Source organism: Pseudoxanthomonas sp. 134C1 (genome assembly GCF_057773065.1).
The window spans coordinates 557,393-581,217 of the sequence record NZ_JBYMTH010000002.1 but is presented as its reverse complement, the minus strand read 5'-3'; the positions used below and the strand labels follow the sequence as shown (position 1 = coordinate 581,217).

Annotated in this window: 19 protein-coding genes; 9 read left to right on the top strand and 10 right to left on the bottom strand. The window is 66.2% G+C overall.

All coding sequences use genetic code 11. The features are described from left to right. The first annotated feature begins 74 nt into the window (after positions 1-74). The 6 genes from AC3DEZ_RS06525 (at position 75) to AC3DEZ_RS06500 (ending at position 6,271) form a co-directional block, all read left to right on the top strand. A complete protein-coding gene (locus AC3DEZ_RS06525; RefSeq protein ID WP_488387485.1) occupies positions 75-563 on the top strand; it encodes a single-stranded DNA-binding protein in 489 nt (162 codons plus the stop codon). Between the two features lie 240 nt (positions 564-803). Further along, a complete protein-coding gene (gene rfbB, locus AC3DEZ_RS06520) occupies positions 804-1,859 on the top strand; it encodes a dTDP-glucose 4,6-dehydratase (RefSeq protein ID WP_488387574.1) in 1,056 nt (351 codons plus the stop codon). A gap of 12 nt (positions 1,860-1,871) precedes the next feature. Beyond that, positions 1,872-2,759: a glucose-1-phosphate thymidylyltransferase RfbA gene (rfbA, locus tag AC3DEZ_RS06515; protein ID WP_488387484.1), complete on the top strand. Its 888-nt coding sequence runs from the start codon at positions 1,872-1,874 to the stop codon at positions 2,757-2,759. Then, a complete protein-coding gene (rfbC, locus tag AC3DEZ_RS06510; RefSeq protein ID WP_488387483.1) occupies positions 2,756-3,313 on the top strand; it encodes a dTDP-4-dehydrorhamnose 3,5-epimerase in 558 nt (185 codons plus the stop codon). The genes rfbA and rfbC overlap by 4 nt, the downstream gene beginning before the upstream one ends. Further along, entirely contained in the window at positions 3,310-4,206 is an 897-nt protein-coding gene (rfbD, locus tag AC3DEZ_RS06505) for a dTDP-4-dehydrorhamnose reductase (RefSeq protein WP_488387482.1), read from the top strand. Before rfbC ends, rfbD begins: the two co-directional genes overlap by 4 nt. A gap of 100 nt (positions 4,207-4,306) precedes the next feature. Further along, a complete protein-coding gene (locus AC3DEZ_RS06500; RefSeq protein ID WP_447105005.1) occupies positions 4,307-6,271 on the top strand; it encodes an alpha/beta hydrolase family protein in 1,965 nt (654 codons plus the stop codon). Positions 6,272-6,321: 50 nt separating this feature from the next. Here AC3DEZ_RS06500 and AC3DEZ_RS06495 read toward each other — a convergent pair whose 3' ends face one another. Beyond that, positions 6,322-8,142 (bottom strand): peptide MFS transporter, encoded by a 1,821-nt coding sequence (locus tag AC3DEZ_RS06495; protein WP_488387481.1) that lies wholly within the window; start codon positions 8,140-8,142, stop codon positions 6,322-6,324. A gap of 113 nt (positions 8,143-8,255) precedes the next feature. Here AC3DEZ_RS06495 and AC3DEZ_RS06490 point away from each other — a divergent pair, with 113 nt between their 5' ends. The 3 genes from AC3DEZ_RS06490 (at position 8,256) to AC3DEZ_RS06480 (ending at position 13,762) form a co-directional block, all read left to right on the top strand. After that, a complete protein-coding gene (locus AC3DEZ_RS06490; protein ID WP_488387480.1) occupies positions 8,256-10,229 on the top strand; it encodes an OPT family oligopeptide transporter in 1,974 nt (657 codons plus the stop codon). A gap of 110 nt (positions 10,230-10,339) precedes the next feature. Further along, positions 10,340-12,406, top strand: coding sequence for a S9 family peptidase (locus AC3DEZ_RS06485; RefSeq protein ID WP_488387479.1), 2,067 nt, complete (start codon positions 10,340-10,342; stop codon positions 12,404-12,406). A 99-nt stretch (positions 12,407-12,505) separates the two neighbouring features. Continuing rightward, positions 12,506-13,762 carry a DUF819 family protein gene (locus AC3DEZ_RS06480; RefSeq protein WP_488387478.1) on the top strand — a complete coding sequence of 419 codons (1,257 nt, stop codon included), beginning with the start codon at positions 12,506-12,508 and terminating at the stop codon, positions 13,760-13,762. A gap of 102 nt (positions 13,763-13,864) precedes the next feature. Here the strand turns inward: AC3DEZ_RS06480 and AC3DEZ_RS06475 are convergent, their stop codons facing one another. The 9 genes from AC3DEZ_RS06475 to AC3DEZ_RS06435 form a co-directional block, all read right to left on the bottom strand. After that, positions 13,865-14,089, bottom strand: coding sequence for a YbdD/YjiX family protein (locus tag AC3DEZ_RS06475; protein ID WP_447105011.1), 225 nt, complete (start codon positions 14,087-14,089; stop codon positions 13,865-13,867). Further along, entirely contained in the window at positions 14,089-16,161 is a 2,073-nt protein-coding gene (locus AC3DEZ_RS06470; RefSeq protein WP_488387477.1) for a carbon starvation CstA family protein, read from the bottom strand. The genes AC3DEZ_RS06475 and AC3DEZ_RS06470 overlap by 1 nt, the downstream gene beginning before the upstream one ends. Before the next feature lie 118 nt (positions 16,162-16,279). Continuing rightward, a complete protein-coding gene (locus AC3DEZ_RS06465) occupies positions 16,280-17,296 on the bottom strand; it encodes a magnesium and cobalt transport protein CorA (RefSeq protein WP_488387476.1) in 1,017 nt (338 codons plus the stop codon). 179 nt (positions 17,297-17,475) lie between these two features. Further along, positions 17,476-19,497, bottom strand: a complete 2,022-nt coding sequence (locus AC3DEZ_RS06460; RefSeq protein WP_488387475.1) for a glycoside hydrolase family 97 protein — start codon at positions 19,495-19,497, stop codon at positions 17,476-17,478. Between the two features lie 41 nt (positions 19,498-19,538). Then, positions 19,539-20,714 (bottom strand): lipoprotein N-acyltransferase Lnb domain-containing protein, encoded by a 1,176-nt coding sequence (locus AC3DEZ_RS06455; RefSeq protein WP_488387474.1) that lies wholly within the window; start codon positions 20,712-20,714, stop codon positions 19,539-19,541. A gap of 1 nt (position 20,715) precedes the next feature. Next, a complete protein-coding gene (locus AC3DEZ_RS06450) occupies positions 20,716-21,579 on the bottom strand; it encodes a CorC family transporter (protein WP_447105016.1) in 864 nt (287 codons plus the stop codon). A gap of 63 nt (positions 21,580-21,642) precedes the next feature. Next, the gene (locus AC3DEZ_RS06445) at positions 21,643-22,221 is read right to left on the bottom strand and encodes a hypothetical protein (RefSeq protein ID WP_488387473.1); all 579 of its coding nucleotides are present in this window, start codon (positions 22,219-22,221) and stop codon (positions 21,643-21,645) included. A gap of 55 nt (positions 22,222-22,276) precedes the next feature. Further along, positions 22,277-22,765 (bottom strand): rRNA maturation RNase YbeY, encoded by a 489-nt coding sequence (gene ybeY / locus AC3DEZ_RS06440; protein WP_488387472.1) that lies wholly within the window; start codon positions 22,763-22,765, stop codon positions 22,277-22,279. Continuing rightward, on the bottom strand, positions 22,762-23,745 hold the full coding sequence (locus AC3DEZ_RS06435; RefSeq protein WP_488387471.1) for a PhoH family protein: 984 nt from the start codon (positions 23,743-23,745) through the stop codon (positions 22,762-22,764). Before AC3DEZ_RS06435 ends, ybeY begins: the two co-directional genes overlap by 4 nt. Between the last annotated feature and the right edge of the window lie 80 nt (positions 23,746-23,825).

The window sequence follows — 23,825 nt, the reverse complement described above, 5'->3', positions numbered from 1 at the left end:
GTCAGGCCGGCGCGGGTATACTTCACTCGTCCATGCCCGCGTCAGGCGGGCGCTCACCTACGGAAATCAGCGCTATGGCCCGCGGCATCAACAAAGTCATCCTGGTCGGCAACCTCGGCAACGACCCCGAAACCAAGTACACCCAGGGAGGCATGGCCATCACCCGGATCAGCCTGGCCACCACCAGCGTCCGCAAGGATCGCGATGGCAACCAGCAGGAACGCACCGAATGGCACCGCGTGGTGTTCTTCGGCAAGCTGGGCGAAATCGCCGGCGAATACCTGCGCAAGGGCAGCCAGGTGTACGTGGAAGGCTCGCTCCGCTACGACAAGTACACCGGCCAGGATGGCGTGGAGAAATACTCCACCGACATCGTCGCGGATGAAATGCAGATGCTGGGCGGTCGCGGTGAAGGCGGCGGCGGCGGCGGTGGTGGTGGTGGCATGGACCGCCCCCAGCGCCCGCAGCGACAGGAATATTCCCAGCAGGCCCCGCGCCGGCAGGCCCCGGCCCAGCAGCCCGCGCCGATGGACGACTTCGCCGACGACGATATTCCGTTCTGATCGCGACGCCCGCCTGTCCGCCCAGAAACCCGCCGCATGGCGGGTTTCCTGTTCTGGGGCACCACGCGGGCGGCTGGAACGACAGGTTCATGCCGTCCCCGGCTCCGGCCGCTACAATCCGCCGAGCATGATTCGGCAAATCCGGCATCGATGTCGTTGCCCGTCGTGCGGACCAGAGCCTTCACAAGGCCACCTTCCTTCGCGTGGCCTGGGACACGACAACAGCTTGAGGGGCAAGGCGTGGCAACTTGGCTAGTGACCGGCGGGGCCGGATTCATCGGCGGCAACTTCGTACTGCGCGCCGTTGCCGATGGCATCAGGATCATCAACCTGGATGCGTTGACCTATGCCGGCAATCTGGACACGCTGTCTTCGCTGGCGGGCAATGCCAACCACATCTTTGTCCATGGAGACATCGGCGACCGGGCGCGGGTGGCGTCGCTGCTGGCGGAGCACCGGCCCGATGCCGTGCTGAACTTCGCCGCCGAAAGCCACGTGGATCGCTCCATCGACGGACCCGGTGCCTTCATCCAGACCAATGTCGTGGGGACGCTGGGCCTGCTGGAAGCCGTCCGCGATCACTGGCGCTCGTTGCGCGAAACGGAAAAACATGGCTTCCGCTTTCTCCACGTGTCCACGGACGAGGTTTACGGATCGCTGGGCGATACAGGCAGATTCACGGAAACCACGCCGTATGCCCCGAACTCGCCTTATTCGGCGTCCAAGGCGGCTTCAGACCATCTGGTGCGCGCGTTCCACCACACCTATGGCCTGCCCGCGCTGACGACCCACTGTTCCAACAACTACGGTCCCTATCATTTTCCCGAGAAACTGATCCCGTTGATCATCCAGCGAGCCCTGGCTGGTGAACCCCTGCCGGTGTACGGCGATGGCAGGAACGTCCGGGACTGGCTGTTCGTGGCCGATCACTGTGCGGCCATCCGCAGCATCCTGGAGAGGGGGCGGATTGGTGAAACCTACAATGTCGGTGGCAACGCGGAGCGGCAGAACATGGAGGTGGTCGAGACCATTTGCCGCCTGCTGGATGATCGCCGGCCACGGCACGATGGCAAGCCGCGCAGCAGCCAGATCACCTTCGTCGCCGATCGCCCGGGGCACGACCGTCGTTACGCCATGGATGCTTCCAAACTGCGCGATGAGCTTGGCTGGGAACCGCGATACACATTCGAACAGGGCATTGCCGAAACCGTCGACTGGTACCTGGGAAACCAGGAATGGGTGGCCCGGGTGCTGGACGGCAGCTACCGTCTGGAACGCATCGGCATGACGGCCTGAACAGGAATTCGCATGAGCGCACGCAAAGGCATCATTCTGGCGGGAGGTACCGGCACCCGTCTGTACCCGATCACCCGGACCATCAGCAAGCAGCTGTTGCCGGTCTATGACAAACCGATGATCTACTACCCGCTGAGCGTGCTGATGCTGGCGGGGATCCGCGAGGTCCTGATCATCAATACGCCGCACGAGCAGGCGCTGTTCCGCGATCTGCTGGGTGACGGTTCGCAGTGGGGCATGCGCATCGAGTATGCCGCGCAGCCCAGCCCGGATGGTCTCGCCCAGGCGTTCGTGATTGGCCGGGAGTTCCTGGCCGGTGGTCCGAGTTGCCTGGTGCTGGGCGACAACATTTTCCACGGGCACGGTTTCAGCCAGATTCTCAGACGCGCCGATGCGCGGGTGGAGGGCGCGACCGTATTCGGCTATTGGGTGCGTGATCCGGAGCGCTACGGCGTGGCCGAATTCGACGCGGCCGGCAAGGTCATCGGCATCGAGGAAAAACCCTTGAAGCCGCAATCCAACTACGCGGTCACGGGCCTGTATTTCTACGACGGTCGGGCCAGCGACTATGCGGCTTCGCTGAAGCCGTCCTCCCGTGGCGAGCTGGAAATCACCGATCTGAATCGTCGCTACCTCGAGGAAGGCCAATTGCATCTGGAACCGCTGGGACGCGGTTATGCATGGCTGGACACGGGCACCTACCAATCGCTCCTGGAAGCATCGACCTTCATCGGAACCATCGAAGCCCGGCAGGGATTGCGTGTCTGCTGTCCCGAAGAAGTCGCCTACGGAAACGGCTGGATAGATGGCGAACAATTGCGGCGCCTTGCCGAACCGCTTGCCAGGAATGGCTATGGCGAGTACCTGCTCGGGCTCCTGAACCGGGGAAGCGTGCCTTGAAGGTGATCGAGACTTCGCTGCCAGGCTGCGTGGTGATCGAGCCCACGGTGTTCGGAGACGATCGCGGTTTCTTCTATGAAGCATGGAACGCGGCGCGGTTCGACCAGCATGGGCTGACCGGCAGGTTCGTGCAGAGCAACATCTCCGCCTCCGATCAGGGCGTACTGCGGGGCCTGCACTACCAGTGGCCGAATCCGCAGGGCAAGCTGGTCAGCGTGCTGGAAGGCGAGGTGTACGACGTGGCCGTGGACATCCGCCGCGGGTCGCCGCATTTCGGGCGTTGGACGGCGGCGGTCCTGAGTGCGGAGAACAAGCGCCAGTTCTGGATTCCGGAGGGGTTTGCCCACGGTTTCGCGGTTCTGTCCGAACGGGCCGTTTTCAGCTATCTATGCACCGCCGGCTATGACAAGGCGGGCGATGCCGGCATCCGCTGGGACGATGCGCGCATCGGCATCGACTGGCCGCTCCGGGAACCCATCCTGTCGGACAGGGACGCCCGTGCGCCGTTCCTGGACGACGTGGCGCCCGAGCGCCTGCCGACCTTCGGCACATGAAAATCCTGCTCCTCGGCGCCAACGGTCAGGTGGGCCATGAGTTGAGGCGAAGCCTGGCCGGCTTCGGAACGATCCTGGCGGCTACCCGCAGCGGCATGCTGCCGGATGGCGTGCCCTGTGAAGTGGCCGACTTCGACCAGCCCGATTCGCTGCGCGCGTTGCTCGAGCGGACCAGGCCGGACCGCATCGTCAACGCAGCGGCCTATACCGCGGTCGATCGTGCCGAGGACGACGTCGAGGCGGCCTTCCGGACCAATGCGCAGGCCCCCGCGATACTGGCCATGTACAGCGCGGAACGAGGTATTCCCCTCATTCACTACTCCACGGACTATGTCTTCGATGGTCGTGGTGAGCGACCCTATCGCGAGGAGGATCCCACCGCGCCGCTGGGCGTCTACGGTGCGTCCAAGCGGGCGGGCGAGGAGGCCATCCAGGCGTCCGGCGCACCCCACCTGATCTTCCGTACGGCCTGGGTCTATGGTGCGCGCGGCAGCAATTTCCTGTTGACGATGCTGCGCCTGGCGCGGGAACGCGACGAGTTGCAGGTAGTATCGGATCAACGGGGGACTCCGACGCCGGCCGATCTGATTGCCGACGTGACGGCGGAGGTGATGGAGCGGCACCCCGAGGCCCGCGGTATATTGCATCTGACCGCCGGTGGCGAAACCAGCTGGCATGGATTCGCCGAAGCCATCGTGGCGGGTGCCCATCGGCGGGGATTGATTGCGAAACACCCACGGGTGCTGCCGATTCCCTCGTCGGCGTATCCCACCCGTGCATCGCGTCCGGTGTATTCGCGGCTGGACAACGGCAGGTTGGAATCCTTGCTGGGGCAACCGATGCAGGCCTGGGAATCCGGCCTGGAACAGGTACTGGATCACATTTCCCCGTAATTTGGCATTAAACTCCCGTAATCCGGCTTATCTGCTGGATTCAACCATGGGGGATTGAATGAAAATGGGGAAATGGAAGTGGGCCGGCGTTGCGGCCGCGATGGGGATCTCATGCGCGGCGCAGGCGGTCGAACTGATTCCGGTCAAGGATTTCGTCAAGCATCCGACCTACAGCAGCGTGAAGATCTCGCCGAATGGCGAGTATCTGGCGATGACCGTCGACCGCGGCGATCAGGATGTCCTGACCGTGCTGCGGACCAAGGATCTGAGCATCGTCAAGATCAACCAGCTGCCCGAAGAGAAGAGCGTGGGCAGTTTCTACTGGACTTCGCCGGATCGCCTGCTGTTCAACTCGATCAAGAAGATCGGCAGCTATGCGCGACCCTTCGCGACCGGTGAATGGTATTCGGTGAATGCCGACGGATCGCAGCCGCGCCCGCTGATCTTCTACGGCACCCGCGACGCCACCCAGCGTGGCAAGCAGGTCGGCAACGAAAGCTTCGGCCTGCTGGACACGCTCAAGGACGATCCGGACAACGTCATGATGACCGCGACCTATGCGCGGTCGTCCACCGGTGCCGGTACCGAGATCGTGCTGATGGACACGCTGAGCGGACGCCGCAAGTCGCTGGCGCGCGCCCCGCGCGATGACTGCGGTATCGCGCTGGACGAGAAGAAGGAACCGCGCTTCGCGGTCTGCTACGACCGCTATGACGAGGAAGGCAACTTCTCCGACGCGCACAACGAGCTGTATCGGCGCGACGCCAGCGGCAAATGGACGCTGATCAACAGTTCCAAGGCCAGCGGCAAGCGCATTGAAATCCTCGGGACGGCCGCGGACGGCACCGTCTACGCCACCCAGGGTGACGGCAAGAAGCCGTCGGCGTTCGGCACGCTCAACACCAACGATGGCAGCTTCACGGTGCTGCACCAGGATCCGGTGTCGGAAATCTCCACGCTGATCCAGGCCGCCGACGGCGACACCGTGATCGCGACGGTCACCGAGGCCGGCGCGCCGCAGGTCAAGCTGATCAACGAGGAACATCCGGACGCGGAGCTGTACGCCTCCCTGGCGGCGGCGTTCCCGGGCCAGTTCGTCGACTTCGCCAGCGCCACCCAGGACGGCAAGAAGATCGTCGTCTCGGTGCGCAGCGATGCCAACCCGGGCGAGCTCTACCTGTATGACCGCGATACCGGCAAGGCCCGGTTCCTGATGAAGAACCGCCAGTGGATCGACGCCAGCAAGATGGCCTCGGTCAAGCCGGTCAGCTTCAAGTCGCGCGATGGCCTGACCATCCATGGCTACCTGACCCTTCCCAACGGTTCCGACGGCAAGAACCTGCCGATGATCGTCAACGTCCACGGTGGCCCCATGGGTCCGCGCGACGACTGGGGTTTCCAGTTCGAGAACCAGCTGTTCGCCAACCGCGGCTACGCGGTGCTGCAGGTGAACTATCGCGGTTCCGGCGGCTTCGGCAAGGCGTTCGAGGAAATGGCCTACGGGCAGTGGGCCGAAGGCATCATGAACGACATCCTCGATGGCACCCATTGGGCCATCCAGCAGGGCTACGCCGACAAGGACCGCATCTGCATCTACGGCGGCAGCTTCGGCGGTTACGCCTCGATGATGGCGCCGGCCCGCGAGCCGGGGCTGTACAAGTGCGCGTTCGGCTACGTGGGCAACTACAGCGCCGCGATCCAGATGAAGCTCAGCGACACCAGCAAGCGCGAGGACGGCATGAAGTACCTGATCCGCGCCTACGGCAGCACCAAGGCCGAGCAGGATGCGATGTCGCCGATCAACCACGTCGACAAGCTGAAGTTGCCGATCTACCTGGCCGCCGGTGCGCGTGACGCGCGCTGCCCGCCGGAGCACACCGAGGCGATGGCCAAGGCGCTGACCGCCGCGGGCAATCCTCCGGTCGGCATGATCATCCAGTCGGGTGAAGGCCACGGCTTCTACAAGGAAGAGAACAATCTCAACCTGTATACGAAGATGCTGGATTTCTTCGCGCAGAACATCGGCGGCAACGTCACCGTCGGTTCACCGCAGAAAAGCCAGTAAGGCAAGCGGAAATGCAGAAAACGTGGCGCCTTGGGCGCCACGTTTTTTTGTCAATGCACCCCGTGCATCATCCGCCGAAGCAGCGGCGAGAACAGGAAGGCGACCAGGCCGCAGCCCACGCCGATCGCGGTCATCAACCAGAACAGATCGGCATAACGTCCGGCGGCATCGGCCATGACCAGGCTGCCGCCTTCGGGTATGTCGATGGCGGCGAGCTTGCCGAACAGCGCCGCGAGCGCTTCCGAGAACGCGGTGGCGAGGAACCAGGTGCCCATCATCAGGCTGACCACGCGCGGGACCGACAGCTGGGTCACCGCCGACAGGCCCACCGGCGACAGGCACATCTCGCCGATCTCCAGCACCAGATAGGCCAGCACCAGCCACCATACGCTGGCCATCTGTCCGCTCTCGCCGACGAGATGGGCGGCCCAGGCCAGGGGAATGAAGGACAGCCCGGCGATGACCAGGCCCAGCGACGACTTGAACGGTTTGGACGGATCCCGGCCACGCCGGCCCAGCCAGGCCCACAGCGCGGCGAAGACCGGTGCCAGCAATACCAGGAACAGGGCGCCGAGATAGGTCAGCGAGCCGGCGGTCTGCGGCAGCACCACGCAATCGCGCAGCAGGAAGATCAGCATCGCCACCACCACCGCGATGAACACGACCCGCGGCGCGGACGAATCGGGATCGCGATCGGACAGCCGTGCGGCAACCACGAAGCCCAGCGGCGCCAGCAGCAGCGACCAGGTCGACCAGGGCGCGCGGGCCAGCAACGCGATCGCGTCCGCGCCCCAATGGCCGCTCCAGTTCATCGCGGCTGGTGCCTGCACCAGCGCGGGCACCACATCCTTGGTCAACAGACGGTCGGTGAAGGTCACCCAGGAACCGTAAGTCTGCTCGTACAGGGTGAAGAAGATCAGCGCCATGAAGATCAGCGCCATCAACGCCAGCATCCGCTGCCGTTGCACCGGCGTGCACTGGGTCGACAGGAACCAGCCGAACCAGGCCAGCACGCATGCCAGCACCACCAGCATCAGCAGCAGCGCCAGCGAAATTTCGCCGCCCAGCGAGAACGCGCCGTTGGCCGCGGCCCACATCAGCCACGCCACCGGCAGCACGCCCAGCAGCGCGCCGACGTAGATCAGCCACTCGCGCGGAAGGCCGGCGACGCGTTCGCGCAGTCGTTCGGGTGCGGCCGGTTCCGCATGGCCGTGCAGGTACTTCTGGCCCCACAGGAACATGCACAGGCCCAGCAGCATGCCGATGCCCGCGGCACCGAAACCATAGCGCCAGCCCAGGGTTTCGCCCAGGTAGCCGCAGACCAGCGAGGCGAACAGCGCGCCCAGGTTGATGCCGGCGTAGAACAGACTGAAGCCGGCGTCGCGGCGCGGATCGTTGTCCGCATACAGCCGGCCGACGATGGTCGATATGTTGGGCTTGAGAAAGCCCACGCCCATGATGATCAGCGCCAGGGACAGGTAGGTGATGCGCAGCGAGCCCTCGTCGCGCGTGATCACGCCCCCCACATGGGTCGCGGCATGGCCTTCGAAGGCCATGCCGACGTGGCCGGCCACCAGCAGCAGGCCGCCGAACACCACCGCCTTGCGCATGCCCAGCCAGCGGTCGGCGAGCACGCCGCCAATCACCGGAATGCAGTACACCAGCCCACCGTAGGCGCCCAGCAGATCCAGGCCGGCCTTGTCGCCGAACAGGTGGTACTTGGTCAGATAGAGCAGCAACAGCGCCTTCATTCCGTAGAAGGAGAAGCGCTCCCACATCTCGGTGAAGAAGCAGATGTAGACCCCCTTGGGGTGGCCGAGGAAGTCCTCGCGGGCGGGCAGGGGCGTGGCGGGAGCGGAGGCTGGGAGCATGGACGGACGGGCGATGCGGAACCGGCCGAGTATAGCCACGCGGGCCTTTCCGGCTGGACTTGCCGGGGCGTAGCCGATAGTTTGTCGGGCTTCTGTATCCCCGGAACCGCGTCATGAACCAGGCTGCGACGCCTCAACTTACCTTCCGTGCCGTACTGCTGGCCATCGTGCTGGCGGTGGTCCTGTCCGCCGCCAACGCCTACCTGGGCCTGTTCGCCGGTCTGACCATCGCCACCGCCATCCCGGCCGCGGTGGTGTCCATGGGCGTGCTGCGGGTGCTGGGAGGTGGCTCCATCCTGGAGAACAACATCGTCCAGACCGGCGCTTCGGCGGGCTCGTCGATCGCCGCGGGCGTCATCTTCACCATCCCCGCGCTGGTCATCATGGGCTACTGGCCCGACTTCAAGTACTGGTGGGTGCTGGGCATCGCCGGCCTCGGTGGCCTGCTGGGCGTGCTGTTCTCGGTGCCGCTGCGCCGCTCGATGATCGTCGAGGACCCGCTGCCGTTCCCGGAAGGCAAGGCCGCCGCCGAAGTGCTGAAGGCCGGTGACAATCCCGGCCCAGGCCTGAAAATCCTGGCCCTGTCCGGCGTGATCGGCGCGGTGGTCAAGCTGGCCGCGGCCAGCGGCCTGCGCATGATTCCGGACACCTGGACCCAGTCGGCCTACGTCGGCAGCTCCAAGATCACCGCCTTCCTCGGCACCAACCTGTCGCCGGCGCTGCTGGGCGTGGGCTACATCGTCGGCCTGAACGTCGGCATCGTGGTGCTGTCGGGCGCGGTGCTGTCCTGGCATATCGCCATCCCGCTGTACCAGGCCTTCTTCACCGGTTCGGATCCGGCGCTGGCCGCATCCATCGCGAATGCTTCGTCGGCCGACGCCGCGTTCGCCATCTGGGGCGCCAAGGTCCGCTACCTGGGCGTGGGCGCGATGCTGGTCGGCGGCGTCTGGACCCTGTTCTCGCTGCGCAAGTCGCTGCTCAAGGGCATCAAGAGCGGTTTCGCCGCCGCCCGCAGCAGCAGCGGCGCCGGCGGCCAAGCGCTGCTGGAGACCGAACGCGATCTGCCGATGAAGTGGATGCTGGTCGCGCTGGTGGTGTTCACCCTGCCGCTGCTGGGTCTGTACCAGGCGATCGTCGGCCAGTGGCACGTCAGCGTGCCGATGACCCTGATCATGATCGTGGCGGGCTTCCTGTTCGTGTCGGTGTCGGCCTACCTGGCCGGCCTGATCGGCTCCTCCAACAACCCGGTCTCGGGCATCACCATCTCCACCATCCTGTTCGCCTCGGCGGTGCTGGTGCTACTGCTGGGCAAGAGCGGCATGTCGCCGGTCGGCGCCGGCGGCGCCCCGCTGGGCGCGGTCGCGGCGATCATGATTGGCGCGGTGGTGTGCTGCGCCGCGGCAGTGGGCGGCGACAACCTGCAGGATCTCAAGGCCGGCTACCTGGTCGGTGCGACGCCGTGGAAGCAGCAGCTGATGCTCGGCATCGGCGCGTTCTCCTGCGCGCTGATCATGGCGCCGGTACTCAACCTGCTGGCGCAGGCCTACGGCATCGGCGCGCCCACCCCGGAGCATCCCAATTCGCTGGCCGCGCCGCAGGCCAACCTGATGGCATCGGTCGCGCGCGGCCTGTTCGGCGGCGAGCTGCCGTGGGCGATGATCGGCATCGGCGCGCTGGTCGGCGCGCTGGTGATCGCGTTCGACGAATGGCTGAAATCGCGCAAGGCCCGTTTCCGCGTGCCGGTGCTGGCCGCGGCGATCGGCATCTACCTGCCGCTGGAACTGATGGTGCCGATCTTCCTCGGCGGTTTGCTGGCGCATCTGGTGGAACGCTTCCACAAGGTCCGCGCCGACGACGAGGACGGTCGCGACCGCGTGCATCGCCCGGGCGTGCTGTTCTCGGCCGGTTTGATCACCGGCGAGGCGCTGATGGGCATCGCCATCGCGATTCCGATCGTGGCCTCGGCCCGCGCCGACGTGCTGGCGCTGCCGGAGGCCTGGCACTTCAGCCAGTGGATCGGACTGGCGGTGCTGGCCGTGGTCGGCTGGCTGCTGTATCGGACCGGCAAGCGCGGCGAAAAGGCCTGAACCAGGCGCCTGGCCGCGCCGCGGCGGCGCGGAGGCATGACCTCATGCCTTTGCGCCGGGCCGCCGTATCGGCCTAACATCGGGGTTTTCCTGTTTGCCCGGAGTCCCGGATGAAATTGCGTCTCGCTGTACTGCCCCTCTGCCTGCTGGCGACCCTGCCGGCGCTCGCCGCCCAGCGGGGCCTGGACATCCGCGATCTGGCCGCGCTGGATCGCGTCTCCTCGCCGACGCTGTCGCCGGATGGCCGCGCGGTGGTGTTCGCCAAGCGCCAGATCGACAAGGAACTGACCAAGGCCGGCAGCGCGCTGTACGTGCGCAATCTGCTGACCCGTGACATGGCGCCGCCAAAGCGGCTGACCCCGGAAGGCTGGAGCGTCAACTCTCCGTCCTTCTCGGCGGACGGCCAGACGGTCTACTTCCTCAGCAGCAAGTCCGGCAGCCAGCAGCTGTATGCCATCCCGACCAGTGGTGGCGAGCCGCGCCAGCTGACCGGCTTCGCGCTGGACGTGGGCAGCTACAAGATCTCGCCGGATGGCAACCACATCGCCTTCAGCGCCGACACCTTCGCCGACTGCAAGGCCGACTTCGCCTGCACCCAGAAGAAGCTCGACGCCACCGCCGCGAAGAAGAACACCGGCGTGCTGTTCGACAACATGTTCGTGCGCCATTGGGATACCTGGGCCGACGGCCGCCGCAGCCGCCTGTTCGTGGCCGCGCTGCCCGCCGCCGGCGCCCAGCCGGTCGCCAGCGCGACGTCGCTGACCGACACGCTGGATGGCGATGCGCCGTCCAAGCCGTTCGGCGGCGCCGACGAGTACACCTGGGCGCCGGATGGCAAGTCGCTGGTCGCCAGCATGCGCGTGCAGCCCAAGGGCGAGCCGTGGTCGACCAATTTCGATCTGTACCGCCTGCCTGCCGACGGCAAGGGCACGCCGGCCAACCTGACCACGGGCAACCCGGCCTGGGATACCGGCCCGGTATTCAGCGCCGACGGCAAGACGCTGTACTACCGCGCGATGAAGCGTCCCGGCTTCGAGGCCGATCGCTTCGCGCTGATGGCGATGGACGCCGCTGGCGGGCAGCCGCGTGAAATCGCCGCGGCGTGGGATCGTTCCGCCGACGGCATCACCCTGTCTGCCGATGGCAAGCGCATCTACACCACCGCGCAGGACATGGGCGAGCATCCGCTGTTCGTCGTCGACATCGCCAGCGGCAAGGCGGAGAAGGTCGTCGGCAACGGCAGCGTTTCCGCGTTCGAGATCGCCGGCGATACCTTGGCCTTCACCCGCAACTCGCTCAAGAGCGGCGATCAGCTGTTCACCACCTCGCTGGGTGGCGCGCCCGAGCGCGCGATCACCCAGAGCGCGCAGGACATGCTGGCGGACGTGTCCTTCGGCGACTTCGAGCAGTTCAGCTTCAAGGGCTGGAACGACGAGACCGTGCACGGTTACGTGGTCAAGCCGTACAACTACCAGGAAGGCAGGAAGTACCCGGTCGCGTTCCTGATCCACGGTGGTCCGCAGGGCAGCTTCGGCAACGGCTGGAGCTACCGCTGGAATCCGCAGACCTACGCCGGCCAGGGCTATGCGGTGGTGATGATCGATTTCCACGGTTCCACCGGCTACGGCCAGGCCTTCACCGATGCGATCAGCCAGCACTGGGGCGATCGCCCGCTGGAGGATCTGCAGAAGGGCTGGGCCGCGGCGCAGCAGAAGTATTCGTTCCTCGATGGCGACAAGGCCTGCGCGCTGGGCGCCAGCTACGGCGGCTTCATGGTCAACTGGATCGCCGGCAACTGGAACCAGCCGTGGAAGTGCCTGGTCAACCACGACGGCGTATTCGACCAGCGCATGATGGGTTACTCCACCGAGGAACTGTGGTTCACCGAGTGGGAGCAGGGCGGCACGCCGTACGCGGTGCCGGCCAGCTACGAGAAGTTCAACCCGGTCAATCACGTCAAGGACTGGAAGGTGCCGATGCTGATCGTGCACGGCCAGCTCGACTACCGCATTCCGGTCGAGCAGGGCCTGGCGGCGTTCACCGCGCTGCAGCGCCAGGGCATCAAGTCGCAGTTCCTGTACTTCCCGGACGAGAACCACTGGGTGCTGAAGCCGCAGAACAGCGTGCAGTGGCATGACACCGTCAACGCCTGGCTGAAGCAGCACATCGGTCAGTAACGCACACGGGGCACGCCGCCAGCGCGGCGTGTCCTTTTTTTTGTGCCAGGGAAACGGCTGGGCCGGGGCACGCTTTCATCACCAGGGGAGACATACCGGATGGCGGCAGCAGGCACCGGCGGCGCACTCATCAACAACGACATCATCGTGTTCGGCCTGATCGCGGCCACCCTCGGCGCGATCTTCTGGACCTCGAGCAGCGAAAACCGCTACCTGCGGAAGTTCTACGGTTTCGTGCCGGCGCTGTTGCTGTGCTACTTCATTCCCGGCGTCTACAACACCGTCGGCTTGATCGATGGCGAGAACACCAAGCTCTACAACCCGGTCGCGCGCGACGTGTTCCTGCCGGCCGCGCTGGTGCTGCTGACCCTGAGCATCGACCTGAAAGGCATCCTCGGCCTGGGCTGGAAGATGCTGGTGATGTACGTCGCCGCCGTGCTGAGCATCATGCTGGGCGCGGTGGTGGCATTCAAGGTGATGGGCTGGTTCCATCCCGAGACCGTCGCTGGCGACACCTGGGCCGGCATGGCCGCGTTGGCCGGCAGCTGGATCGGCGGTGGCGCCAACATGCTGGCGATGAAGGAAATCTTCGAGGTCAACGCGACCACCTTCGGCCAGTTCGCCGTGGTCGACGTCGGCGTCGGCTACGTGTGGATGGCGGTGCTGATCTTCTTCGCCGCCCGCGCGCCCGCGCTGGATCGCCACAGCGGCGCCGACACCTCGGCCATCGACGAACTGCGCGAGCGCATCGCCAGCTACCAGGCCCAGCATGCGCGCATTCCCACGCTGTCGGATCTGATGGTGCTCGGTGGCGTGGCGTTCGGCACGGTGGGTCTGGCGCATGCGGTCGCCGCGCCGTTGGCGGATTGGTTCGCCGCCAACGTCGCCTGGTCACCGATGCTGAGCCTGGACAAGCCGTTCGTGTGGGTGGTGCTGCTGGCGACCTTCGCCGGCCTGCTGCTGAGCTTCACCCGCATGCGCACGCTGGAAGGTGTGGGCGCCTCCAAGTGGGGCTCGATGTTCCTGTACTTCCTGATCGCCTGCATCGGCATGCAGATGGATTTGCTGGCGCTGCTGGAACGCCCATGGCTGTTCCTGCTCGGCGTGATGTGGATCGCCGTGCACATCGTATTGCTCTGGGGCGTCGGCAAACTGCTGCGCACGCCGTTCTTCTATTTCGCGATCGCCTCGCAGAGCAACATCGGTGGTCCGGCCTCGGCGCCCGTGCTGGCGACCGCGTTCCACCCGGCGCTGGCGCCGGTGGGCGTGCTGCTCGGCACGCTGGGTTACGCCACCGGTACCGGCGCGGCCTATCTGGTCGGCATCATGCTGCGCGCGATGGCGGGGCAGGGCTGACGGCGGGAGGGTATCCGGTCGCGACTTGCGTCGCTTCCATGGAAACAACAAAAAAGGGCGAAGCCTTGGCTTCGCCCTTTTTCTGTCGGACAGCGGACCACATCAGCAACAGCGGAATCCGCTTTTGCCGCCGTAGCGCGCCTCCTGGCGTTCGCGGAAGAAGGTCTTGTAATCCATGATCTCGCGATCCGGATGCTTCTCCAGCATGTGCCGGACATAGTTGTCGTAGTCCGGCACGCCACAGCACAGGCGCGCGGTCTGCACCAGGCGCCGCCATACCCGGCGATGCGCCTGATAGTGGCTGACGGGAACGAGCGCGGTGCCCATCACAGATTCGCCAGTTGCTGCGGATCGACCTGCACGTACGGCGTTTCCTTGTCCGTGCGGACCGGGTTGCGACGTGCGGCCAGGATGGTCTTGATGGAATAGAACAGCACCGCCGCGACCACGAACAGGAACAGCGCGGTCAGGCCGGTGTTGACGTAGGCGTTGACCACGATCTTGTGCATTTCGCCCATGGTCTTGGCAGGGGCAGTGATGCTGCCGGAAGCGATGGCCGCCTGGTACTTGTGCGCCTGCGCAAGGAAACCCTGCGCCGGGTTGCTGTCGAAGATCTTCAGCAGTCCCGCGCTGGTCGTGCACAGCAGCAGCCACACCGCCGGAACCGCCGTCACCCACGCATAGCGGTCACGCTTCATCTTGAACAGCACGACCGTACCCAGCATCAGCGCGATGCCGGCCAGCATCTGGTTGGAAATGCCGAACAGCGGCCACAGGGTCTTGATGCCGCCGAACGGATCGGTGACGCCGGTGTACAGCAGGTAGCCCCACAGCGCCACGCAGCCGGCCGTGCCGATGATGTTGGCGGTCCAGGATTCGGTGCGGCGCATCGCCGGGATGAAGTTGCCCAGCAGATCCTGCAGCATGAAGCGGCCCGCGCGGGTGCCGGCGTCGACGGCGGTCAGGATGAAGAGTGCTTCGAACAGGATCGCGAAGTGATACCAGAACGCCATCGTGTCCTCGCCGGGCAGCACGCTGTGCAGGATCTGGGCAATGCCCACCGCCAGCGTGGGCGCGCCGCCGGCCCGGTTGAGGATGGTGCTCTCGCCGATGTCCCTGGCGGTGGCGGTGAGCACGTCGGGACTGATGGCGAAGCCCCACTCGCTGACCTTGGCGGCGACCGCGACCACGTCGCTGCCGACCGCGGCCGGCGGCGCGTTCATCGCGAAGTACACGCCCGGCTCGATGATCGAGGCCGCGACCAGCGCCATGATGGCGACGAACGACTCCATCAGCATGCCGCCGTAGCCGATGTACGGCATGTGGCGTTCGCTGGCCAGCAGCTTGGGCGTGGTGCCCGAGGAAATCAGCGCGTGGAAACCGGAGACCGCGCCGCAGGCGATGGTGATGAACAGGAACGGGAACAGGCCGCCGGTCCAGACCGGGCCCATGCCGGTGCGGGCGTATTCGGTCAGTGCCGGCATCTTCAGATCGGGCATCACGATCACGATGCCGATCGCCAGCGCGACGATGGTGCCGATCTTGAGGAAGGTGGACAGATAGTCGCGCGGCGCCAGCAGCAGCCACACCGGCAGCACCGAGGCGACGAAACCGTAGCCGACCATCATCCAGGTGATGGCTTCCTTGGAGAAGGTGAAGGCCGGTCCCCAGGTGGGATCGGTGGCGACCTTGCCGCCCAGCCAGATCGCACCGAGCAGCAGGATCAGGCCGACGACGGATATTTCGCCGATGCGGCCCGGGCGGATGTAGCGCATGTAGATGCCCATCAGGATGGCGATGGGCATCGTCGCGACCACGGTGAACATGCCCCATGGACTCTCGGCGAGCGCGTTGACCACCACCATCGCCAGCACCGCCAGGATGATGATCATGATCAGGAAGGCGCCGAACAGGGCGATGGTGCCGGGAATCTGGCCCATTTCCTCGCGCACCAGATCGCCCAGCGAACGCGCGTCGCGACGGCTGGAGATGAACAGGACCATGAAGTCCTGCACCGCGCCGGCCAGCACCACGCCGACCACCAGCCAGAGCAGGCCGGGCAGATAGCCCATCTGCGCGGCCAGTACCGGACCCACCAGCGGGCCGGCGCCGGCGATCGCGGCGAAGTGGTGGCCGAACAGCACGTGCTTGTTGGTGGGTACGTAGTCCAGGCCGTCGTTGCGGAGTACCGCCGGGGTGGCGCGGGTCGGATCGAGCTGCATCACCCTGTTGGCGATGAACAGCGCGTAGAAGCGGTAGGCGATCAGGTAGATCGAAACCGCCGCGGTGACGATCCAGATGGCATTGATGTGTTCGCCCCGGCGCAGTGCGACCGTGCCCAGCGCGAACGCGCCAAGTACGGCCAGGGCCGCCCAGCCGAGTTTCGACAGACCTTTCATGAATCCACCCTCCACGGAGACTATCGCTAGAGTCCTCCGATGCTGGGGGAGGGTCAATCCGTAAGCCGGATTCCCGGCTTCGACTTTGGTCGAAACCGGCCCGCCGTCACCCGCGTCGCTACAGCCAGCGGACGCGCTTGAACAGGCGATACAGGCCGATGCAGACCGCGGCCACGCCGAGCATCAGCAGCGGATAGGAGAACCGGCCGGCGAGTTCCGGCATGTGCTCGAAGTTCATGCCGTACCAACTGGTGATCAGCGTCGGCGCGGCCAGCAGGGCGGCCCAGGCGCCCAGGCGCTTGACGGTCTCGCCCTGGGCCAGCGTCACCAGCGACAGATTGACGCTCAGCGCGGTGGTCAGCATCTCGCGCAGGGTGTCGGTGGATTCATTGACCCGCAGCGCATGATCGTGGACGTCGCGGAAGTACAGTCGCACCTCCTCCGGAATCAGCGCGCTCTGCGTGCGCGACAATTGCGCCAGCACGTCCTGCAGCGGCGCCACCGCCAGCCGCATCTTGGTCAGTTCGCGCTTGAGTTCGTACAGCTTGACCACGGTCACCCGGCGATAGGTGTCGGCGAAGATGTCTTTTTCCAGCGCATCCAGCGTCTGCCGGAATTCGTCGACGATCGGGCGGTAGTTGTCGACGATGAAATCGAGCACCGCGTACAGGCCGTAGGATGGCCCCAGTCCCAGCAGATCCGGTTCGCGCTGCACGCGCTCGCGCACCGGCGCATACGACAGCGACGCACCGTGGCGCACCGTCACCAGGTAGCGCGGGCCGAGGAAGGCATGGGTCTCGCCGTAGCGGATCCGATCGTCGACCACCTGCGCGGTCTGCATGACGATGAACAGCGAATTGCCGTAGGCCTCCAGCTTGGGACGCTGGTGTGCGTTCTGGGCGTCTTCCACCGCCAGATCGTGCAGGCAGAATTCCTCCTGCAGTTTCTCCAGCACCGAGTCGGCCGGTTCGTACAGGCCCACCCAGATGAAGGTGCCATCGTCGACCGCCAGCACGTCGCTGATCTCGTCCAGGCCGATGTCGCGCCGTTTGCCATGCTGGTCATAGACGGCGCAATTGATGACGCAGCTGGGCAGGGCGTTCTGGACCGGGTTGAGCGAGGGCGATTGGTTCATGCCACGGATCGTGCGCCAGTTGACCTTGAGCGGCAAGCGGGCGCCGGCACGCCGTTGTAGGAGCGACGTAGGCGCGACCCGCGGTCGCTACCGCCATTGCCAGATGCCAGCGAGGCCGGGCGCCCCTGTAAGGCGGGATGGCGGTCGCGACTGACGTCGCTCCTGCAGGGAGGACTGCTTTACCGGGCCACGAAACGGATCGCCTGGCCGCCGCCCGGCGCCAGTTTCAGTTCGAGCGTATCGGTCGATCCGACGTCGCGTTCCTCGATGACGATGTCCTCGCGCGCACCCTTCCAGTCCGCCTTCGGGCCGTCGCGGTAGATTTGCGCCGTATAGCGGCGGCCGGGTTCGAGGAACGACAGCGGGGCCTTCAGCGTGCGTGGTTCCTCGTCGGTGATCGCGCCCAGGTACCAGTTGTCGCCCCGGCGATCCCTGCGGGCGATGGTCACGTAGTCGCCGACTTCGCCGTTGAGCACGCGGGTGTCTTCCCAGTCGACCGGTACATCCTTGATGAACTGGAACGGGCCCGGGTTGGCTTCGTAGTTCTCCAGCAGATCCGCGGCCATCTGAATCGGGCTGTAGATGACCACGTAGAGGGCGAGCTGCTTGGCCCAGGTGGTGGTCACGCCATCCGGCGAGCGGGTCTTCATGCCGAAGATGCCGGGGGTGAAATCCATCGGCCCGGCCAGCAGGCGCGTGAACACCAGCATCGCTTCATGCTCGGGCGGATTGCCGGGGTTGCCCCAGGCGTTGTATTCCATGCCGCGTGCGCCCTCGCGCGAGATCCAGTTGGGGTAGGTGCGGCGCAGGCCGGTGTCCTTGATCGGCTCGTGCGCGTTGATGGCGATATGGCGCCTGGCGGCTTCGGTCACGACCTTCAGGTGGTGGCGGGCGAGATCCTGGCCCTCGTGCCAGGCGTAGTGGATCTTGCCGTCGGCACCGACCACCTTGGCCTGGCCGGCATCGGACACGTAGCCGGTCTTGACCGCCGGCACGCCGACCCGCTGGTACAGATCGAAGGCCGCGCCCATCTGCGATTCATGGTGGGCGGCGTTGGCGGAGGTCTCGTGGTGACCGATCAGGACGACGCCCTTCGATTTCGCGTACGCGCTCAGCTTCTCCAGATCGAAATCGGGATACGAGCGGGTGAAGCTGAAATCCTCGCCGTTGCCGAACCAGTCGCCGTCCCAGCCGACGTTCCAGCCTTCGACCAGCACACCGCCGAAGCCATGCCTGGCCGCGAAGTCGATGTGCTTCCTTACGTTCTCGTTGGTGGCGCCATGGCGCGGCCCCGAGGCCCAGGTCTTGGTATCGAGATGCATTTCCCACCACACGCCGACGTACTTCATCGGCTTGACCCACGACACGTCGCCCAGCACGTTGGGCTCGTTGAGGTTGAGGATCAGGGAGGACGTCACCAGTCCGCCGGCGTCGTCGGCGATCTGCACGGTGCGCCAGGGCGTGTTGAACGGCGCTTCGCGGGTCACCTTGGCGCCGTCGATGCCGGGCGTCAGCGACGCCTTCAGCCGCCGGCCCTCGACGCGGCTGAGGTTCATGCCGGAATAGTCGACCAGCGCGGCCTCGTGGATCGACAGGTGGGTGCCGTCCGCCAGCCGGAAGGTGATCGGCGTCTGCGCATCGCCGACCGCCTCCACCGGCGTACGGTGGTACAGGTATTCCTCGCGGTTCCATTCGTCGGCGGGAATCCACCAGGCGGTGGCGTCGCCCGCCAGGGTGAACTCGGTGAGCTCCTCGCGGATCTTCACCGTCGGCAGACCATCCTGGCGCGGGAACTCGTAACGGAAGCCAAGACCGTCGTCGTACACGCGGACCACCAGATCCAGGTGCCGGCGCGGCTTGGCGTTCTCGGCCAGGGTCACCCGCAGTTCGTTGTAGTGATTGCGGATGCGCCGGCGCTCGCCCCAGGGTTGTTCCCAGGTCTCGTCGAAGCCGCGCGTGCGCGGGGCGGTCACCGCGATGGCGCGATCCAGCTTGGGCGTGTCCACCAGCAGGAAGCCCAGCCGGGAGGGTGCCAGCAGCGGCTTGCCATCGCGTCGCACCGCATAGGTGGGACGGCCGTCGGGATCCGAATCCAGTTCCACCACGATGCGTCCATCGGGGGAGGCGACCCGTGCGGCCGGCGCGGCGATCGCCGCCAAGGGGAGGAACAGGACGGTCAGTGCGAACAGTCGGATCAGCATGCGGGCCCTGCGGGATGCGGCGGGAAAGGCCGCATCCTGCGTCAGCCGGCGTGATGCGACCGTTTGAATACGTATGCGAGCGCCAGATGGATGGGCAGCAGCAACGCGATCCACGGCTGGTTGAACTGGTAGCCGAATGCGAAAGGCAGCCACTGCACGAACCACGCGAACAGCGCGCACAGCGTCACGACGGTCAGGGCGCCGCGGAACCATCGGCCCGGATTGTGGCGGCGCAGCACGGCGATCGCGCCGGGAAGCAGCAGGACGCAGAGCGGATTGAGCAGCAGCAGGTTGTGGTTGCGCCAGGCCGCCCAGTGCTCGCTGAACCCCCACAGGTACATCAGCAGTCCGCCGGCGATCACGCACAGCAGCCAGAACGGCAGCGCGATGGCGGCGACTGCGCGCGGGTGACGGCGTCCGATCAGGGCGAGCGCCACGGCCGCGGCCAGTCCGGCCAGCAGCCACGGCCACCAGCGCCGCGGGACCTCGGCCGGCTCGGCCGCGATCCGGTGCGGCAGCAGTGCTTCCTCGGCCTGCACCAGCGGACGGCCGGCGGCGTTCTTCGCCTCGCGCAGGCTGTCGGCCAGGCGCATCGGGATGAAGGCTTCCTCCCAGCGCGACATCGGCTGATCCGCCGACGGTCCCAGGCCCAGATCGAAGCCCAGCCACATCCAGGTCGCCGGCGAGGCCAGCCGCACGCTTTCGCTGCGGTAGGTGTTGCCGCGCGAGCGGCCGGCCAGCTGCGGCTTCAGCGCGCCGCCCATGGCGGCATCCAGCGCGTCGCGGACCTGGGTCGAGCAATTGGAGGTGAAATAGTCGTAGCGGTAGCGCGCGTTCTCCGGTCGTGCCCGCACCGCCAGCGAGTCGGCCAGTACCTGCGCCTGCTCCGGCGCCAGATCCAGCCATTGCAGGCTTACGCCGCGTCCGCTCTCGCGGTACTGGGCCAGGTCCTCGCCGATCGGCAGGGCGACCAGGTAGTACTGCATCACGCCGCGGGCGAAATTGCCGACGAAATCGGATTCGCCCGGATCGAAGTAACCGAAGTTGTACGAGGTGGCCGCGCCGGTGGCGGGATCCACGATCACGATGGCGTTGTGGCCGAAGCGTTCGAAGAACACCTCGCCCGGCTGCATGGTCGCCACGCCGACGCGCGGCGCGGCGAAGGCCGACGCCGCCAGCAGCCACAGCGCGGCGATCAGGAGCAGGCGGCGCAGCATGTCAGCCGTCGGCGAGGATGCCGACGTGGAAGGCGTGGACGCGGCGCGCGTCCGCCTTGGCCACGCGGAAGGCGAAGCGGCCGAGGGTGAGCTCCTCGCCGGCTTCCGGCAGGTGGCCGATGGCGGAAGTGACCAGGCCGCCGATGGTGTCGTATTCGTCATCCGGGAAATCCGCACCGAAGCGTTCGTTGAAATCGGCGATGGGCGTCAGCGCGTCGACCACGTACTGGCCGTCGGCCTGGATCGCGATCAGCGAGGCGCCATCCTCGGCCTCGTCGTGCTCGTCGTCGATCTCGCCGACGATCTGTTCCAGCACGTCCTCGATGGTGACCACGCCGGCGACACCGCCGTACTCGTCCACCACGATCGCCATGTGGTTGCGCGACAGCCGGAATTCCTTGAGCAGCAGATTGAGCTTCTTGGACTCCGGGATCAGCACCGCCGGCCGCAACAGTTCGCGGATGCTGCCCGGGCCGTTGTCGGCGACCACGCCGCGCAGCAGATCCTTCGCCAGCAGGATGCCGAGGATCTCGTCCTTGTTGTCGCCGTGGACCGGAAAACGCGAGTGGCCGGATTCGACCACCAGCTTCATCAGGTCCAGGAAGCGTCCATCCACCGGCAGCGAAATCATCTGCGCGCGCGGGATCATGACGTCGCCCACGGTCAGTTCGGCGACCGTCAGCGCGCCTTCCATCATCCGCAGGGTGTCGCCGCCGATCAGGCCGTCGCTCTGCGCATCGCGCAGGATCGCGACCAGGTCTTCGCGGGAGGTGGGTTCGCCGGAAAACGCCGAACTCAGGCGTTCCAGCCAGCTGCGCCGCTTTTCATGATGCTCCGGCGCGTGGGTACTGTCGTCTTCTGACATCTCTCGGAAAGGGGCGCCCGCGCTGCGGGCGACGGGCCAGAGTCTAGCAGGCGCGGCGGACACTCAGCCGCCGGCGGGCGCCTCGGCCGGCTCATCCTCAAGCGGATCAATGCTGTAGGTGCAGCCGACCAGGGTCTTGCCGGGGTGGGAGGTGACGTTGGAGACGTTCAGTACCGCCGAGCGGACCAGGGCCGCGCCGGTGGCGGGATCGCGGACCTCCTCGCTGACCAGTTCCTTGCCGAACATGGCCTTTTCCGGCGTATCGACGGCCATTTCCAGCTCCAGTCGCCGCGCCAGCGGACGGGGATCCGGCAAATCCAGCACCGCCATCACGCTGGAACCGGCGAAGGCGATGCGGTGGATCGGGTGGTCGAACACCGTCAGTGGCGCGGTCAACTCGTATTCGCTGAGGAACATGTTGGCCTGGGGCAGGGGCCGCCAGCCCAGTGCGACCGCCTTCAACGGATCCTGCTGCGCGGTCGCCAGCGCCATGAATTCCTCCGGCTGGCCCTGGCAGGCGATCAGCCGGGCGAGATCGATCTTGGCCGGATCCGGTTCCGCCGCCTGATCCGATGCCTGCGCATGCGCGCCGCCGGCCGCGGCCAGCAACAGGAGGACGAGGGCGGAACGGGCAGGGCGCATGGGGATGATCCGGAATGTCGGGAACGCGCAGCGTAGCCGCTGGATGCGACCGGGACTACTGCTCGGCGTAGGGATCGTCGATGCCGAGTTCGGCCAGGATTTCGCGCTCCAGCTGTTCCATGCACTCGGCTTCCTTGTCGTCCTCGTGATCCCAGCCCAGCAGGTGCAGGGTGCCGTGCACGGTGAGGTGGGCGTAGTGCGCGGCCAGGGTCTTCTTCTGTTCACGGGCCTCGCGGGCCACCACCGGCGCACAGATCACCAGATCGCCCAGCAACGGCATTTTCACGCCCTTGGGCAGCTTGACGCCTTCGGCGATGTCGGCCGGGAAACTCAGCACGTTGGTGGCGTAGTCACGGCCGCGGTAGTGCCGGTTGAGTGCCCGGCCTTCCTTGCTGTCGACGATGCGGATGGCCAGGTCGGCCTCGCGGATACGGCCGCGCAGGGCCGCCGCCACCCACTTGCGGAAGCTGACCGCCGCGGGCAGGCCCGCGCGCGGCAGCGCGTAACTGACCGAAACCTCCAGCCGTGTCGGACCCTGCGTCATGCCGGACCTGTCTCCGAATCCTTGCCCTCGCGCGCATCGTAAGCCCGGACGATGCGCGCCACCAGCGGATGCCGGACCACGTCGCGGCTGCTGAAGAAGGTGAAGGAGATCCCGTCCACGTTGCGCAGCACGTCCAGGGCATCCTTCAGGCCGGACTTCTGGTGGCGTGGCAGGTCGATCTGGGTCAGATCGCCGGTGACCACGGCGGTGCTGCCGTAGCCGATGCGGGTCAGGAACATTTTCATCTGCTCGATGCTGGTGTTCTGCGCCTCGTCAAGGATGACAAACGCATCGTTAAGCGTCCGTCCGCGCATGTAGGCGAGCGGCGCGATCTCGATCACGTTCTTCTCCAGCAGCTTGACCACCTTCTCCACCCCGAGCATCTCGTACAGCGCGTCGTACAGGGGGCGGAGATACGGATCGACCTTCTGGGTCAGATCACCGGGCAGGAAGCCCAGCTTCTCGCCGGCTTCCACCGCCGGACGGACCAGGATCAGCCGCTGCACCCGCGATTCGTTCAGCGCCTCGACCGCGCTGGCCACGGCCAGGAAGGTCTTGCCGGTGCCGGCCGGACCGATGCCGAAGTTGATGTCGTGGGTGGCGATGGCGTGCAGGTAATTGGCCTGGTTGGCGCCGCGGCCGCGCACGGTCCCGCGCTTGACCTTGATCGCCACTTCCTGCGGCTCGAAGCCGCCGGCGGCGACGCGGTCGACGTTGGCGTCATTGAGGCGCAGGTGGATCGCTTCGCTGTCGAAGGTTTCGCCGGCGGTTTCCTCGTAGAGGGAACGCAGCAGCTTTTCGGTGGCGGCGACGGCACGGTCGGGGCCGGTGACCCGGAAGATCGCGCCGCGATTGGCGATTTCCACACCGAGCCGCAGCTCGATCTGGCGCAGGTGGGCATCGAACGGGCCGGTCAGGTTGGCCAGGCGTTCGGCGGTTTCGGGTTCCAGGGTGAATTCGCGTTTGCTGGGTACGGTCATGGATGAGGGCAATGGCGATGGCTTGCCGCGGCGGACGGCCGGTGGGCGGCCGGCGGACGCCGGACGGGCAGGCGGAACAG

Excerpts from the sequence above, each read along its gene's own strand:
- AC3DEZ_RS06495 (WP_488387481.1), bottom strand. The coding sequence starts at position 8,142 with ATGCTCCCAGCCTCCGCTCCCGCCACGCCCCTGCCCGCCCGCGAGGAC.
- AC3DEZ_RS06450 (WP_447105016.1), bottom strand. The coding sequence starts at position 21,579 with ATGTCAGAAGACGACAGTACCCACGCGCCGGAGCATCATGAAAAGCGG.
- rfbD (WP_488387482.1), top strand. The coding sequence starts at position 3,310 with ATGAAAATCCTGCTCCTCGGCGCCAACGGTCAGGTGGGCCATGAGTTG.
- AC3DEZ_RS06525 (WP_488387485.1), top strand. The coding sequence starts at position 75 with ATGGCCCGCGGCATCAACAAAGTCATCCTGGTCGGCAACCTCGGCAAC.
- AC3DEZ_RS06465 (WP_488387476.1), bottom strand. The coding sequence starts at position 17,296 with ATGAACCAATCGCCCTCGCTCAACCCGGTCCAGAACGCCCTGCCCAGC.
- rfbA (WP_488387484.1), top strand. The coding sequence starts at position 1,872 with ATGAGCGCACGCAAAGGCATCATTCTGGCGGGAGGTACCGGCACCCGT.
- ybeY (WP_488387472.1), bottom strand. The coding sequence starts at position 22,765 with ATGACGCAGGGTCCGACACGGCTGGAGGTTTCGGTCAGTTACGCGCTG.
- AC3DEZ_RS06435 (WP_488387471.1), bottom strand. The coding sequence starts at position 23,745 with ATGACCGTACCCAGCAAACGCGAATTCACCCTGGAACCCGAAACCGCC.
- AC3DEZ_RS06460 (WP_488387475.1), bottom strand. The coding sequence starts at position 19,497 with ATGCTGATCCGACTGTTCGCACTGACCGTCCTGTTCCTCCCCTTGGCG.
- AC3DEZ_RS06470 (WP_488387477.1), bottom strand. The coding sequence starts at position 16,161 with ATGAAAGGTCTGTCGAAACTCGGCTGGGCGGCCCTGGCCGTACTTGGC.
- AC3DEZ_RS06490 (WP_488387480.1), top strand. The coding sequence starts at position 8,256 with ATGAACCAGGCTGCGACGCCTCAACTTACCTTCCGTGCCGTACTGCTG.
- AC3DEZ_RS06480 (WP_488387478.1), top strand. The coding sequence starts at position 12,506 with ATGGCGGCAGCAGGCACCGGCGGCGCACTCATCAACAACGACATCATC.
- AC3DEZ_RS06485 (WP_488387479.1), top strand. The coding sequence starts at position 10,340 with ATGAAATTGCGTCTCGCTGTACTGCCCCTCTGCCTGCTGGCGACCCTG.
- AC3DEZ_RS06500 (WP_447105005.1), top strand. The coding sequence starts at position 4,307 with ATGGGGATCTCATGCGCGGCGCAGGCGGTCGAACTGATTCCGGTCAAG.
- AC3DEZ_RS06475 (WP_447105011.1), bottom strand. The coding sequence starts at position 14,089 with ATGGGCACCGCGCTCGTTCCCGTCAGCCACTATCAGGCGCATCGCCGG.
- AC3DEZ_RS06445 (WP_488387473.1), bottom strand. The coding sequence starts at position 22,221 with ATGCGCCCTGCCCGTTCCGCCCTCGTCCTCCTGTTGCTGGCCGCGGCC.
- AC3DEZ_RS06455 (WP_488387474.1), bottom strand. The coding sequence starts at position 20,714 with ATGCTGCGCCGCCTGCTCCTGATCGCCGCGCTGTGGCTGCTGGCGGCG.